At 46.3% G+C, this 13,383-nt stretch carries 15 protein-coding genes; 9 read left to right on the top strand and 6 right to left on the bottom strand.

Going from position 1 to position 13,383, the window contains the following annotated elements:
• The first annotated feature begins 107 nt into the window (after nt 1-107).
• Entirely contained in the window at nt 108-458 is a 351-nt protein-coding gene (locus QUA02_RS31495; RefSeq protein ID WP_333033592.1) for a 4a-hydroxytetrahydrobiopterin dehydratase, read from the top strand.
• Between the two features lie 59 nt (nt 459-517).
• On the opposite strand, the gene QUA02_RS31490 is transcribed toward QUA02_RS31495, so the two are convergent.
• Nucleotides 518-1,261, bottom strand: a complete 744-nt coding sequence (locus QUA02_RS31490; protein WP_333033591.1) for a response regulator transcription factor — start codon at nt 1,259-1,261, stop codon at nt 518-520.
• 230 nt (nt 1,262-1,491) lie between these two features.
• On the opposite strand from QUA02_RS31490, the gene QUA02_RS31485 reads away from it, so the two are divergent.
• Nucleotides 1,492-1,716: a hypothetical protein gene (locus tag QUA02_RS31485; protein WP_333033589.1), complete on the top strand. Its 225-nt coding sequence runs from the start codon at nt 1,492-1,494 to the stop codon at nt 1,714-1,716.
• A gap of 144 nt (nt 1,717-1,860) precedes the next feature.
• On the top strand, nt 1,861-2,109 hold the full coding sequence (locus QUA02_RS31480; RefSeq protein WP_006634037.1) for a DUF6761 family protein: 249 nt from the start codon (nt 1,861-1,863) through the stop codon (nt 2,107-2,109).
• 280 nt (nt 2,110-2,389) lie between these two features.
• Here the strand turns inward: QUA02_RS31480 and grxD are convergent, their stop codons facing one another.
• From grxD to QUA02_RS31465, 3 genes are all read right to left on the bottom strand, one after another.
• Complete coding sequence (gene grxD, locus QUA02_RS31475) at nt 2,390-2,713, bottom strand: Grx4 family monothiol glutaredoxin (RefSeq protein ID WP_333033587.1); 324 nt, start codon at nt 2,711-2,713, stop codon at nt 2,390-2,392.
• A 201-nt stretch (nt 2,714-2,914) separates the two neighbouring features.
• Entirely contained in the window at nt 2,915-3,175 is a 261-nt protein-coding gene (locus tag QUA02_RS31470; RefSeq protein ID WP_172192604.1) for a BolA family protein, read from the bottom strand.
• Between the two features lie 42 nt (nt 3,176-3,217).
• Nucleotides 3,218-3,841, bottom strand: a complete 624-nt coding sequence (locus QUA02_RS31465) for a hypothetical protein (protein WP_333033586.1) — start codon at nt 3,839-3,841, stop codon at nt 3,218-3,220.
• 187 nt (nt 3,842-4,028) lie between these two features.
• Between QUA02_RS31465 and QUA02_RS31460 the strand changes: the two genes are divergently transcribed.
• The 5 genes from QUA02_RS31460 (at nt 4,029) to QUA02_RS31440 (ending at nt 8,367) form a co-directional block, all read left to right on the top strand.
• Entirely contained in the window at nt 4,029-4,367 is a 339-nt protein-coding gene (locus tag QUA02_RS31460; RefSeq protein ID WP_333033584.1) for a type II toxin-antitoxin system HigB family toxin, read from the top strand.
• A 152-nt stretch (nt 4,368-4,519) separates the two neighbouring features.
• Nucleotides 4,520-4,918 carry a helix-turn-helix domain-containing protein gene (locus QUA02_RS31455; protein WP_333033583.1) on the top strand — a complete coding sequence of 133 codons (399 nt, stop codon included), beginning with the start codon at nt 4,520-4,522 and terminating at the stop codon, nt 4,916-4,918.
• 148 nt (nt 4,919-5,066) lie between these two features.
• Entirely contained in the window at nt 5,067-7,394 is a 2,328-nt protein-coding gene (locus QUA02_RS31450) for a S8 family serine peptidase (protein ID WP_333033582.1), read from the top strand.
• 176 nt (nt 7,395-7,570) lie between these two features.
• Nucleotides 7,571-7,951: a papain fold toxin domain-containing protein gene (locus QUA02_RS31445; protein WP_333033581.1), complete on the top strand. Its 381-nt coding sequence runs from the start codon at nt 7,571-7,573 to the stop codon at nt 7,949-7,951.
• 44 nt (nt 7,952-7,995) lie between these two features.
• The gene (locus QUA02_RS31440) at nt 7,996-8,367 is read left to right on the top strand and encodes a hypothetical protein (RefSeq protein ID WP_333033579.1); all 372 of its coding nucleotides are present in this window, start codon (nt 7,996-7,998) and stop codon (nt 8,365-8,367) included.
• A 248-nt stretch (nt 8,368-8,615) separates the two neighbouring features.
• Here QUA02_RS31440 and QUA02_RS31435 read toward each other — a convergent pair whose 3' ends face one another.
• Nucleotides 8,616-9,341, bottom strand: a complete 726-nt coding sequence (locus QUA02_RS31435) for a WecB/TagA/CpsF family glycosyltransferase (protein ID WP_333033578.1) — start codon at nt 9,339-9,341, stop codon at nt 8,616-8,618.
• A 173-nt stretch (nt 9,342-9,514) separates the two neighbouring features.
• Nucleotides 9,515-9,649 carry a hypothetical protein gene (locus tag QUA02_RS31430; protein ID WP_333033577.1) on the bottom strand — a complete coding sequence of 45 codons (135 nt, stop codon included), beginning with the start codon at nt 9,647-9,649 and terminating at the stop codon, nt 9,515-9,517.
• A gap of 111 nt (nt 9,650-9,760) precedes the next feature.
• On the opposite strand from QUA02_RS31430, the gene QUA02_RS31425 reads away from it, so the two are divergent.
• A complete protein-coding gene (locus tag QUA02_RS31425; RefSeq protein WP_333033576.1) occupies nt 9,761-12,970 on the top strand; it encodes a phosphorylase b kinase regulatory subunit alpha/beta in 3,210 nt (1,069 codons plus the stop codon).
• Nucleotides 12,971-13,383: the final 413 nt, after the last annotated feature.

Raw genomic sequence — 13,383 nt, 5'->3', positions numbered from 1 at the left:
CAGATTGCACTCACTTTCTTCACTTCTCTGCTGCAAAAGCGATCGTATCCCTCTTTAAAAACTGTCCGGAGTATTGTCTTTAGCATCTTCTCGCTAACAAGCCATTTATGGAACCTTTATCAAAAGAACGCTGTGCCGCCTGCCGCCCCAACTCTCCCCGCGTCACAGCCTACGAAATTGTCCAACTAAAACCTCACATTCCCGACTGGAATTTCATCGAAAAAGATGGCGTTCCCCAATTAGAACGCACGTACAAATTCCCGGATTTCAAAAGTGCGATCGCCTTTACAAACAGCGTCGGCGAAGCCGCAGAAACTGAAGGACATCACCCCGCACTGTTAACCGAGTGGGGGAAAGTTACCGTTACTTGGTGGACTCACGAGATTTCTGGACTGCACCGCAATGATTTTATTATGGCTGCGAAAACAGATGCGATCGCGGCTGAAATTCCAACATAAACTTTATTTGTAGGGTGCGCATTGCGCACCTTACTACTGTCAATAGTGTAAAATTTGATTCAGAAAGCAGATTGAGAACTTACTGCTCCCGATACCGGCAAATGCGGTTGATTTGTATTCAAAAACTCTAGATTCAGTCGGTAGCCGACATTCCGCACAGTTTGAATCAGGCTCGGCTGTCGCGGGTCGATTTCGATTTTTTTACGCAGAGAGAGTACGTGAGTGTCGATCGTCCGGGGGTTATCAATAGCATCCGGCCAAGCCCTCCGCAGCAAGTCCGATCGCGACAGCGGCACCCCTCCAGCTTGAGCCAGCACGTACAGCAAGCTAAATTCCTGGGGAGTCAGCTCAATGTGTTCCTCGTACAACCTCACTCGGCGCTGTACCAAATCAATTTGCAACAGCCCGCACTCCAGCGTCGCCGACGGTATCATCGTGCGGTTGCGGCGCATCAGAGCTTCCACCCTGGCCATAAACTCTTGCATCCCAAACGGTTTAGTCAGGTAATCGTCTGCCCCCGACTTCAAACCTTCAACAATATCCGATTCCGAATTCCGCGCCGACAGCATCAAAATCAGCGACTGCTGCTGCTGTTGCAGCCAGCGGCAAAATTCCAAACCGTCCCCATCCGGCAATTGGGCATCTAGAATGACTAGGGTTGGCTGGCGGCTGAAAAATATTTCCCTAGCGTGACTGATATCCGCTGACTGGTGCACCCAGTGACCGACTTGCTGTAGATGCCAGCCCAAGAGCGATCGCAGGTGCGGATTCCCTTCAACAATTGAAATACTTGCAGATCCCACAGAGGCGAGCTTCCCTTATCACTAATGGCTACCAGGTTAACAGAGCTTTTGTCAAGGTTTTGTAACCAGCGCTACTCAAGCATTAGCTCCGTTTAAAGCGGAGAACAAACCGAGGGGATGAATTTTAAAGAACTTGCTGTCTATTTGGGATCGTCAGCCCCCAGAAAGGTTAAATCATTCTGGCGGTGAGCTTACAATGAAAATAAGACAGTGTAAAGCCGATCGACCCCATGCCCCAACCGCCTGCCAAAACCGAACCCCCCGACCCAGCCACCACTCCCAGGAGGTTGACAAATCGCGCAACTGAAACTAGAATTCCTCCAACCGTTCGCTCGGTAGCCGGAACACTCACCCACTTTGACCGCAAAATTCAGCAACATCCCGACTCAATTAAACGCACGGCGAATTATCTAGGTGCGCGCAAAAAAGTCGAGCCACTGCATTGCAGCGAGTGAAATTTTTTATGGAGGGTAGCCTGTTGAGCAGGGTAAAAACTTTTATTTAGAAATAGCCTCAAGCTGAACCAATCAGCATCAATCGAGGCCGTTCCTAAATCCCGCCGTCATTATACAAACCACAAAGGATTTCAACCTCACACCATGCTACAAGACACCCAAACAATCCGGCACTACCAAAAACTCACCGACGCCCTCGTCGAAATGTGGAATAGAGGTTATCGCTTCGATGACCTGCGGCTTTACTTAGACGGCTATTTAGCAGCCCTGCGGCATTCCAACGGTCTGGAACCTTATCTGATTCACAGATTAGAGGAAGAAGCAGCGCGTTACATTCACGACCCTTCCAATTTTGCAATGCCCCAGACACAAACTGAAGCAGACTACTATTAAATAGCAAATTCGGTTTGATTAACCCTTGATTATTGGGGAATTGGGAATTGGGAATTGCCTTTAACTGGTTCCCAGGCTCTCTCTGCCTGGAAACCGATGTCCAGAGGCTCGACCTCGCTTTCCGAGCCGGAAAATTGGAGGCAAAGCCGACCGCAATGCGTTCGCAGGCTCTGCCTGGTAACGAATAATTAAGTAAATCAACCTAATTCAACGTAAAACGCGATTGCTGTTATATCCCCGACTTCTTTAAGAAGTCGGGGATATGTTTGTTCTGTCTAATTTAAGAAGCCAAAGCGACTTCTACAACTTCTTGCAATTCGCCCTTTTGATACATCTCGATCATAATATCCGAGCCGCCAACAAAGTCGCCGTTGATATAAACTTGGGGAATTGTCGGCCAGTTGGAATACTCTTTAACGCCTTGACGAATTTCTTGGTCTGCCAAAACATCAACAGTTTCGTAAGGCACTCCCAAAGTATTGAGAATTTGCACCACAGTATTAGAAAAACCGCACTGGGGCATTAACTTATTGCCCTTCATAAACACCATGATTTTGTTTTGCTTAACCAAGTCGTCAATTCTTTGATGTGCTGCTGTACTCATGGTAGCTCCTGATATTGTTTGAAAATTTTTAAACGTTGACTGACGCAGAAACCGGGTTTTTTAGGAAAATCTTTCGTTACAGCCATAGATTCCGGTTAAAAAACCCGGTTTCTTTGGTTTTTGTGCGTAAGTGCAGCAGTTGTATTTCAAGCAACTATTGACACCAGTACAAACTTGTGATACCCAATTGCCATTCAACAATTAAGCAACTTGACTTTTAGCTTCCCATTCTGCGGGAGTTAAAGTTTCCAAGCCCAAAGCGTGGATGGCTTCACTAGCCATTGCCTGTTTGAGAGCGCCGTAAACCAGTTGGTGCTGCTGTACTCGGCTTTTTCCTTCAAAGGCGGCAGAGACTACTCTCGCCTGGTAGTGGTCGCCGCCGCCGGTCAAATCGTCAACTTGTATTTTAGCGTCGGGCAACCCTGCCTTAATCATTTCTGCTACTTGAGACGGTGTAACCATTGGTTTCTGTGATAAACGGCTGTAATTTAGATTTTAGGGGAACTATTTGGTCGATGAGCTCGGTTGACTGCTGGCAGGCCGGGGAAAGGGCGAATCCACAAAACCCAATTCCAGTAACTGCTGGTAAGCTTTCTTGCCCAAGTCGCGAGTTGGCTGCTGCGATCGAATAATCTGGATCAGCAGGGGGACAGCCAGTTCGGGCTTATTTTGCGCCCGGTGTACCAACGCCAGGCGGTAGGTAGCTTCGTCGCGCATTTGGGCTGTTTCTACAGCTTTGGTGCGGTGGCTTTCGGCCAAGCGGATGTCAATTCCGGCAAAACTGCTCCCCAGTTGTTGGTAGAAGTTGGACAGTTGATTGAAAATTTGGCGGGATTCTTGGAGCTTTTGAATAGCGAGTGGGTAATTCTGATCGGAAATAGCACTGCTGGCTTCTGTCATCAAACGCTGGCCTCCCTGGACACTCAGCAGGCTGCTGTCTTGCGTCAGAGGGCGGAGATTGTTAGGGTCTGTGGGGTCGTCGGCGGGTTCGACTTGCGGTTGGTTCTCTGGGCCCGAAGGTTGTTGTGCTTGGACTTGAAGCGGTTGCAACAGGGTAAAAGCTGCAATCGCCCCGATCGTAATCCGGGCAGTGGAGCGAAGCCAGCAAACAGTTCCAGAGTATACCATGAAATTACTTTGCGCCTGTGCGCTTTAATAAAATATTTAGCTTGAGCCGATCTTACCATTGGCGATCGCAACCGGCTAAGTGTAAACCAAATTTTTTGAAATGTCAAAGGGTTCGATCGGGCAAAAGGCTCTTTAGCAAAAATTCAAGTAGAGACTTGACAGAAGGTTCTCAAAATGAGAAGATGGAATGGTAGTTGAGAAACGATCTATGAGACTGATTTCTAAGAAAAATCTTCTGAGTGCGATCGAACCCTACCCGGATGCCCAGAGTGCGATCGAATCCTGGTACCAGCTAATCCAAGACAACGATTGGCAATCCCTAGAAGATGTGCGAAACGGATATTCGCGATCGGTCTATCAAGTCTGTGGATATACCATCTTTAATATTAAAGGCAATCAGTATCGATTAATTGTACAAGTTAAATACAAAAGCAAAATTATATATTTTAAGCAGTTATTAACTCATGCAGAATATAGCAAAATCAACTGGGACAATGAAGATGAAGTCAAAATAAAAATAAGTTAAATTCTACCTAAGCATATCGGAAATCAATACAGATTACCGGATATATTTAACAAATCAAAAACATTTACATCAATCGTCAAAAGCAGGAGATCGAGAAACAAACACCCACCTTCTACTTGAGAACCATGTCTAATTAAACAATGGAATGAACCATGAATATAACAATTGAGAAAACAGCTTACGGTCAACTACTGGCGAAATCGCAGCCTAAGCCCATCCTGAACGAAGAAGATTACGATATTGCCCTCGCAGAAGTAGAATCTCTGATGTCTCAGGAAGAATTAACATTAGAAGAAGAAACTTTACTGAGCCTCTGGGCTCTGTTGATCGAAGAATACGAAGCCAAGTATTACCCAATCCCAGAAGCGACTCCCCGGGATGTTCTATTGCATCTCATCGAAGTTCGCGAACTCAAACAAGCCGATTTAGTGGGCGTGATTGGTTCCAAAGGAGTAGTCTCTGAGGTGGTTAATGGGAAACGGGCGATTAGCAAGGCGCAAGCTAAGGCGCTGGGAGAATTTTTTAATGTTAATCCTAGCGTGTTTATTTGAGGGGACTTGCTGAATCATTGTTAATAAGCTTTTTACGGGCGGGCTAGAAGCCCACCCCACAAGAAAATTCAGTTTTTGTGGAACAGGCATCCTGCCTGTTCTTGAGAATATAGTAAGACTGAATTAAAATTAAACAAAGGCATTTCTGATGACACAACCGATCGAACTTTCCGCGACTACCTTACAAAACTATCAAGGGATTGGAGTTCCAGAAGAAAGTCTGGCAGTGATTTTGCAGCGCGGCGGCGATGAATTGCTGCTGTCAAAAGCGGACGATCGCTTTACAGTCCGCCCCTCACCAACAGCATCGCCCTCAAACGATTGGGCTGCAACAACTGGGGCAAAACTCAACCGTCGCGTCGGTCAAAGCAATCTCGAAGAATATCTCGTGGCGCCCTCTAGCCTAGAAGCAGCAATGCAAGCAGCCCGCGCCAGCGATGCTGTAGCTTTTGCCAGCCACGTCTATTGCCCAGCCAACAATCCGAGTACATTCTTTTATTTAACAGATCAAATTACCATTCAATTTGGGGAACAAGTAGACGAACAATCGCGAAATGCGATCGCCAATGCAGCAGCTTTAAAAATAGTCCGGCCAGTAGAAGGCATTCCCAACACCTTCGTCTGCTTCGTCACCAAACAAGCAGCAGAAAACCCGGTCAAAATTGCCAACCGCCTGACAAGATATCCAGAAGTTCTCGTAGCGGAACCCAACATTTTAGTAGAGACGCAGCAGCATTACACGCCCCGCGATCCGCTTTATCCCAAACAGTGGTATCTAAACAACAAAGGTGGCAAGGAACTTGTCGGCGGTGCTCATATTTATGCAGAATCAGCTTGGGATATGACTCGCGGAGTTCGATCGATCGTAATTGCGATCGCCGACGATTCAGTTGACATTACCCACCCAGATTTTCAAGGCCAAGGCAAAATCGTCTCACCCATTGATTTCAAAGAGGGCGACACTTCCCCGATGCCAGTCGCAGACTCAGACAACCACGGCACAAGTTGTGCCGGCGTCGCCGTTGCTGAAGAAAACGGCAAAGGCATTGTCGGCGTCGCCCCCGGATGTGCCCTGATGCCCATCCGTACTACGGGTTTTCTCGATGACGATTCTGTCGAAAAAATATTTAATTGGGCGATCGAAAAAGGGGCCGCCGTCATTTCTTGCAGTTGGGGCCCAGGGGCAGTTTATTTTCCCCTTTCCCTGCGACAAAGTGCAGTCATCACCAAAGCAGCAACCCAAGGGCGGGGCGGCAGAGGCTGCGTTATTCTGTTCGCAGCCGGCAATGCCAACCGCCCAGTCAACGGCACAATTAACGAACAAGGCTGGCCCAACAACCTCCTGGAGGGTAAAACTAATTGGCTGGCAGGATTTGCCGTTCACCCAGACGTGATAGCCGTTGCCGCTTCGACTTCCCTCAACAAAAAAGCAGCCTACAGCAATTGGGGCACCAGCATCTCGGTTTGCGCCCCCAGCAACAACGCGCCGCCGGGAACCTGGCTGCAAGAAACCGGATATATCGGCACGCCCCCGGAGGTGACGCAGTATTTGCCAGGTTTGGGGGTGTTTACTGCCGATCGAGTCGGGGTTGCCGGCTACGAATCGGGGGACTATACCAATACTTTTGGCGGCACTTCCAGCGCCACTCCAGTAGTCGCTGGAGTTGCAGCTTTGGTGCTTTCGGCGAACCCTCGTTTGACGGCGAGGGAAGTGCGGGGAATTCTCGAACAAACTGCTGACAAAATTGTCGATCCCGATCCCGATCCCCAGTTGGGCAATCGCATGGGAAATTACGATCCTAACAACCGTCGCAGCGATTGGTTCGGTTACGGGAAAGTGAATGCTTTTAAAGCTGTGCAAGCTGCGGTGAGAAAGGGCGGCGGCAATCCGAATATCGGGGGTGCGGTGTTCAGCGATATTTCTGGACATTGGGCACAGAAGTTTATTGAAGCTTTGGCTGCGGCGAATATAATTAGCGGTTTTCCTGACGGTTCTTTTAGGCCTGATGACAGTTTAAACCGCGCTCAATATGCGGCGCTGTTGGTGAGTGCGTTTAGTCCGATTCCGAGGGTGGCGGCTACAAATTTTATTGATGTTTCTGCTAGTTTTTGGGCGAGAAGTGCGATCGAACGGGCAAATCGGGCCGGGTTTTTGTCGGGGTTTCCGGGGTTGAAGTTCGGCCCGAATCAGAATTTGACTAAGAGTGAGGCGATCGTGTCTTTGGTTAACGGTTTGGAACTTAAGGGCGGCAATCCTGATTCTTTGAAAGTTTACAGCGATCGATCTCAAATTCCTAATTTTGCTTTGAGTGCGATCGCCACAGCAACTAGCTTGAAGATTGTGGTTAATTATCCTTCCCGCGATTGGGTTTCGCCGCAGCGGGATATTACCCGCGCTGAGATTTCTGCTTTGATTTACCAGACTTTGGTGGCAATTAATCGGGCTAAGGCGATCGATTCTCCTTATATTGTTTAATGGCAATTGGTTTGTAAGCAAATCATTAGCGAGATTTTCGTTTGGGCGAAGCATATTGTCGCCAAAATGCTTCGCCCAAACGCAGTGTCGAGATTTCGTATTCGGATGGGCGAGAGCGGTGGTTGAAGGTACTCAACATTGATGTTATACTCAAGCTGTATACTTGTCATAAAATTATGAATGAGGAGCAACTTGATGAGGTTAGGCAGATTGCTAAAAGATATAGAAATTTTCAATGTGTTTCCTGTTCTCAAGCCATCCAAAGTTACTTGACTAAACAGGAAATTAAGGGTAAGATAATAAGAATTAGCACAGTCCCCGACAGGCTGCCATTTTCAATTATCACCAATCCAGCGGGGAGCGATCGCCAAATTTCCACAAATGGTTTTCATCAAGGTGTAGTTGTTGAAATGTCCACAGAATTAGGAACATTTGAAACAGTGTTTGACAACCTATATCCTAATGGAATCGCTAAAGATGATTGGCTGAATAGTTTTGGCGGGCCTCTTGTAGAAGATTTTAATGGAAAGTTTGTAGTGACACAAACCGAGTTTTAATAGACCCAGACATTTTTTGATAAATTATTCAACGGATAGTCTATATGGATAATCTCTCCGATATTCTCAAAAAAATCAAGAATAAACCTTCCGTGTATTTGGGGAAACCATCAATTAGTTGTCTTCAGGCTTTTTTGTCTGGATATAATGTGGCACAGTACCAGCTTGGCTTACCTCTACAACAGGAAAATCCTCTAGATGGATTTCAAGATTGGATACAGAAAAAATTTAATATCGACTCATCTCAATCATGGGCGAATATAATTCTATTCTTTTCTCAAGATGAGACGGATGCCCTCGATATTTTTTTTCAGCTATTTGAAGAATTTTGTCAAAGTAAGGTGCACATTGCACACCCTACAACTACAACTCTTTCTTTAGCTAGTTCCCAAACAATCAATATCGTTTCAACTTAAATGTTATCTCGAAAGTGCGCTCAAAATGGCAATCTCCAGCTTTTTAGACGAAGAATCCTTTAGTTTTGAGGATTGTCTGCTGGTTAAACGCATGAAATATCGGTAAGCCAATCTAATTAAGGGGCATTTAATATGGTAAGGTGCGTCGCCACCTACAATCTACAATATCCATCTAAAATCTCACAGCGACGCACCCTACAGATTAGCTGAAAACTTCGCTGTCAACTGTCAACTGTTTAATACCTAATTTACCCTCGAAAATCCCCCAAAGCCTTCAAGGCAAATTGTGGCAAAGCTAACATCCGTCGCCACCGCCAAGGTTCTTGATAAAGCCGATACAGCCATTCTAAATGATTGTCGCAAAACCAAGCCGGCGCGCGAGTTTTTGTTCCCGCCCAAATATCAAAACTGCCGCCAACTCCCACCCAAATTGACTGAGGACAAAGGTGTCGGTGTTCGGCAATCCAAAATTCTTGTCGCGGCACTCCCAAGCCTACAAAAATGAGTTTAGGCTGCATTTTTTTGAGGCTTTCACGCAAGTCTTTTTCTTCATCTGGGGAAAGATAGCCGTGCCCAGAAACGATCGACAATCCGTTAACCTTTTGCTGCCAAGTTTCAGCAGCAGCAGCCGCCACTCCCGGAGAACCTCCGAAGAAAAATACTGATTCAGAATTAGGCAATTTTCCGGCTGCTTGCAACAGCGATTCTGCCAATTCTATCCCCGGATACCGCCGTCCCGGTTTGCCGCGCAGCCGCAAGTATAGCACCACTCCCGAACCATCGGGAATCACCAGTTCCGCGTCTCGGATTACACTTGCTAAAGCCGGATTTTTTTCGGCCTGCATTGCCATTTCAGCATTCAGCGTCACGACGTGACTTCCCAACCCTTGATGCAGGCGGTGCATCAGCCAACCTGCGTAATCATCTAATATGTGAACTGGTAGTCCCAGCACGGAAAATTGCGGGCGATCCATATTTTTTTATTTGAGGTTCCTACACACCTAGTTATTGAAATTAGCTTATATTGACACTCAACGCTATAGTTTGTCTAGAGCGTGTTTTTTTCCTTATTTCTTAGTCCGCGCTTGAGTGGACTTCGTTTGTGTAGTAGCGATTTCAAGATCCGCATCATCTAGGGGATAACTAACTATCCACACTTTTTAACCGAGCCGTCGGCGTACCATTCCATCGGTACTAACTCAATTTTACCGTTAATTTTAACTTTAGAGTAGACGATTTTCACGAAAGGAACACTTTTGTTATTATTGTTACGATAAGACATCGCGATGACCTCCTTATGTTTCTAGAAATTGACAAAACGATCTAATTTCTGATATATTTAAAAATCTATTCACCGCAATTCTGTTCGCATCAGGAAAAAAAGGAAAACGAAATGGCGATCGCAATAACCCAGCGGCAAACCAGGTTAGATTATTACTACCAGCAAATCAAAACCGTCATCCTCAAGCGCCAGAACCCAATTACCGGTTTGCTGCCGGCGAGTACCGCCGTTAACGCTCACGGGGACTACACCGATGCCTGGGTGCGCGATAACGTGTACAGCATTCTCGCAGTTTGGGGTTTGGGTTTAGCTTACCGCAAAATTGACGGCGATCGCGGCAGAACATTTGAACTCGAACACAGCACAGTCAAACTAATGCGCGGCTTGCTGTTTGCGATGATGCAGCAAGCACCCAAAGTCGAACATTTTAAAAATACTCAATCGCCGCTAGATGCCCTGCACGCTAAATACAATACCCAGACTGGAAGTATTGTTGTCGGCGATGACAAGTGGGGACATTTACAGTTAGACGCTACATCTATATTTTTGTTAATTCTTGCTCAAATGACGGCTTCGGGACTGCATATAATTTTTACAATTGATGAAGTCAATTTCGTACAGAATTTAGTTTACTACATTGGTAGAGCCTATCGCACTCCCGATTACGGAATTTGGGAAAGAGGTCATAAAATTAACCGCGGCAATGCGGAATTAAATGCCAGTTCCGTCGGCATGGCTAAAGCAGCGCTGGAAGCAATAAATGGGTTGGATTTGTTCGGAGTTAACGGTTCTCAAGCCTCTGTCATTCACGTTTTGCCGGATGAAATTGCCAGAAGCCGCGTAACTTTGGAATCGCTTTTGCCTCGCGAATCTAGTTCAAAAGAAGTAGACGCCGCTTTATTGAGCGCGATCGGTTTTCCGGCTTTTGCTGTTGAAGACAAAGAATTAGTTGAACGGACTAGAAATAAAATTATTGACAAACTGCAAGGAAAATACGGCTGCAAGCGGTTTCTGCGGGACGGGCATCAAACAGTTTTAGAAAATGCAGATCGCCTGCACTACGAACCCACAGAATTAAAGCAGTTCGAGCACATTGAATGCGAGTGGCCGCTATTTTTTACTTATTTATTCTTGGACGGCATATTTCAGGGAAATCAAGCCCAAGTGCAGGAGTACCAGCAGCGTTTGGAATCTCTGGCAGTCGATCGCTCTGGTTTGCAGCTGCTACCCGAATTGTACTACGTCCCCGCCGAAAATATCGAAGCAGAAAAGTTAAATCCCCGCAGCCAGCAGCGCTTACCCAATGAAAATATTCCCCTAGTTTGGGCGCAAAGTTTGTATTTTCTCGGTCAATTGTTGAACGAAGGATTAATAGCAGTTGGCGATATCGACCCGCTGGGACGCCACCTGTCAGTCGGCCGGCACCAAGAAGCAAGCGTGCAAATTGCACTGTTAGCTGAAGACGAAGATTTGCAAGCAGAATTAGCCGCTAACGGAATTGCCACACAAACACCAAAACAAGTAGAACCAATTCAAGTCCGCCAGACAAAAGAACTGTCGGCTGTTTACACGCAAATTGGACGCAACGACCAATTAGGTTTAACCGGCCGCCCCGTGCGCCGGCTGCGGAGTTTAACAACTTCTCGGGTGTTTAAAATTCGCGGAGAGGCGATCGTATTTCTGCCATCTTTTTTGGACAGACAAGAGTTTTACCTAACTCTAGATTACCATTTTCTCGTATCTAAAATCAAAAGTGAACTAGCTCACATTCACCGCCACTGGTATCAATTGGGACGCCCTACCGTCACCCTGATGCTGACTCACACCATGCTGGAAACTGGGCGGGAAGCTTTGTTAGAATTGATGAAGGAACTCCGCGACGGACACTGCAATAATACTCCTATCAAACTCGGAAATCTCAATCAGCTAATGCTGACTGCTGGGATAGAAAAAATTGATTTTCTGCACGAATTTGAATTTACTGAATCTCCGGTAACAGGTGCAGTGGAAGTGCGCAACTATCTGACTTATAACCCTGAGAAAACTTGGCCTTTGGGTCACACCCAAGAATTCAGACTAGAGTGTGAAACTAATACTGAATTATTGCTAAACAGCCTGCGCGGTTCCGAAAACTTGTACGAACAAATTGAGTTGCTGCACACGCTAATTCGCCTCCAAGGAATGAATTTTGATACGGGATTTGGAGGTTGGGGAGAAACAGTTAAAGTAGCGGATTTACTCAACGAAGTTTATACTAAAGCTGGAGAAAGTTCGCAATCCAAAATCCAGTGGGCTGTGATCCGCCACGCCGCCGGTTTGCTGGATAAAGTTGATATTAGCTTGTCGGATGCTGTTACCGATATTTTGGTGCGACAAAAGCAGATTGCTGTGGGAAAAGCTTACAGCGAAGATTCAGTAATTTCGCGGCCCGGTTCCTACACCGAAGTGATGGACAAAATCCGCCAATTCTGCGGAGAGGATATTCGCGATCGAGTCCTCACCCAAGAAATTATGATCTACCTCGGCCTGCTAATTAAAGCCGAACCCCAGTTATTTAAAGGGTTGCTGACGCTGAGAGTTAGCTACTTTATTCTGCTGTTAACTAGCGAATTAGCCCGCGAATTGGGAGTGACGCAAAATGAAGCTTACGAACAATTAATGCAGCTAAGTCCCTTTGAAATCAAAAATCGCCTGCATCAAGTTTTGACAGAATACGAGGAAATGAACCAAATCCTCAAACAGCAAGAATCCCTGCGCGTCAAACAATCGGAAACAGAAATTGAATGGGTAGTCGCGCCAGTTTTTGAAGAACCGCAAATGCCTGCGGGAGGATGGCGCCGGAAGCGGCAAATGGAAGGCGCAGTCAACCGCGTGCCCAAGGATTTCTATCCCGATGTCTGGGGACTGCTGCGACACTGCAAAGGCTTGATAATTGGCGACAAATTAGAGCGGCGAAATCGGTTAGATAGCGATATTATTTTATCAGAAATGACGCCTGGGGAAAAGAATTTCGCGCTGCAAATCGAGCATTTGCTGAACAAAATTGTCGCGCCGGAATACCGACAAGTGAATATTGAGGCGCTGATGGAGTTATCTGCGATCGCCCAGCGCAATCCAGAATTGCAAGTAGAAGAATACATCGTTTTAGATGTGTTAGTCGGTCACGCAGTGCGCTTGAATTGGCAAGGAAAACACCCGGAAAGAGCCGATAAGTACGACGAAGATAAAGCAGCGGCTTGGCAAGGATTTTACAACACTTCGCCCTACGTTTGCGCGAGTCACGTACTGGATGCTTTCCGATTCTTAACCCATTTTGGATAGACAGAAATAAAGCAAGCGTGTCACACTCAAATCGAATTGTAGGGTGCGTCAGATGAAGTTCTATAACGATTATCGAGGTTTTCCAATCTGACGGCACCTTACTCAAATCGAATTGTTTATGCTTTAGCTAATTGGCTGAATACTTTGGGAAGGTAAGGTAATATAGATTTATGAAGTAGCCACGGCTTGACATGAAACTACCGGATCGCATTACAACCTATAAATACCTGATTAAAAGTCAGGTAGAACTCGAAGCGGAGTTTAATAGCCTTGCAGAAGAATGGCGTGCCCAGACAAGGATGCTGTCATTGGTTACACAAAAGTCAATGCACCCAGCTTAGGAATGAAAAATAAATAACTTAATGAATTACTCAGGTTGGGGTACGGCTCGATAATTCCATTTGGGCAAATAT

Source organism: Microcoleus pseudofavosus SVA1_A4 (assembly GCF_036700565.1).
Taxonomy (GTDB): domain Bacteria; phylum Cyanobacteriota; class Cyanobacteriia; order Cyanobacteriales; family Microcoleaceae; genus Microcoleus.
The sequence above is the reverse complement of the archived record's forward strand: the minus strand, read 5'-3'. Positions and strand labels throughout refer to the sequence as shown.

What these genes read in the sequence shown, in the direction of transcription:
- QUA02_RS31495 (WP_333033592.1), top strand. Translation starts at nt 108, where the DNA reads ATGGAACCTTTATCAAAAGAACGCTGTGCCGCCTGCCGCCCCAACTCT.
- QUA02_RS31485 (WP_333033589.1), top strand. Translation starts at nt 1,492, where the DNA reads ATGCCCCAACCGCCTGCCAAAACCGAACCCCCCGACCCAGCCACCACT.
- QUA02_RS31480 (WP_006634037.1), top strand. Translation starts at nt 1,861, where the DNA reads ATGCTACAAGACACCCAAACAATCCGGCACTACCAAAAACTCACCGAC.
- grxD (WP_333033587.1), bottom strand. Translation starts at nt 2,713, where the DNA reads ATGAGTACAGCAGCACATCAAAGAATTGACGACTTGGTTAAGCAAAAC.
- QUA02_RS31470 (WP_172192604.1), bottom strand. Translation starts at nt 3,175, where the DNA reads ATGGTTACACCGTCTCAAGTAGCAGAAATGATTAAGGCAGGGTTGCCC.
- QUA02_RS31465 (WP_333033586.1), bottom strand. Translation starts at nt 3,841, where the DNA reads ATGGTATACTCTGGAACTGTTTGCTGGCTTCGCTCCACTGCCCGGATT.
- QUA02_RS31460 (WP_333033584.1), top strand. Translation starts at nt 4,029, where the DNA reads ATGGTAGTTGAGAAACGATCTATGAGACTGATTTCTAAGAAAAATCTT.
- QUA02_RS31455 (WP_333033583.1), top strand. Translation starts at nt 4,520, where the DNA reads ATGAATATAACAATTGAGAAAACAGCTTACGGTCAACTACTGGCGAAA.
- QUA02_RS31450 (WP_333033582.1), top strand. Translation starts at nt 5,067, where the DNA reads ATGACACAACCGATCGAACTTTCCGCGACTACCTTACAAAACTATCAA.
- QUA02_RS31445 (WP_333033581.1), top strand. Translation starts at nt 7,571, where the DNA reads ATGAATGAGGAGCAACTTGATGAGGTTAGGCAGATTGCTAAAAGATAT.
- QUA02_RS31440 (WP_333033579.1), top strand. Translation starts at nt 7,996, where the DNA reads ATGGATAATCTCTCCGATATTCTCAAAAAAATCAAGAATAAACCTTCC.
- QUA02_RS31435 (WP_333033578.1), bottom strand. Translation starts at nt 9,341, where the DNA reads ATGGATCGCCCGCAATTTTCCGTGCTGGGACTACCAGTTCACATATTA.
- QUA02_RS31430 (WP_333033577.1), bottom strand. Translation starts at nt 9,649, where the DNA reads ATGTCTTATCGTAACAATAATAACAAAAGTGTTCCTTTCGTGAAAATC.
- QUA02_RS31425 (WP_333033576.1), top strand. Translation starts at nt 9,761, where the DNA reads ATGGCGATCGCAATAACCCAGCGGCAAACCAGGTTAGATTATTACTAC.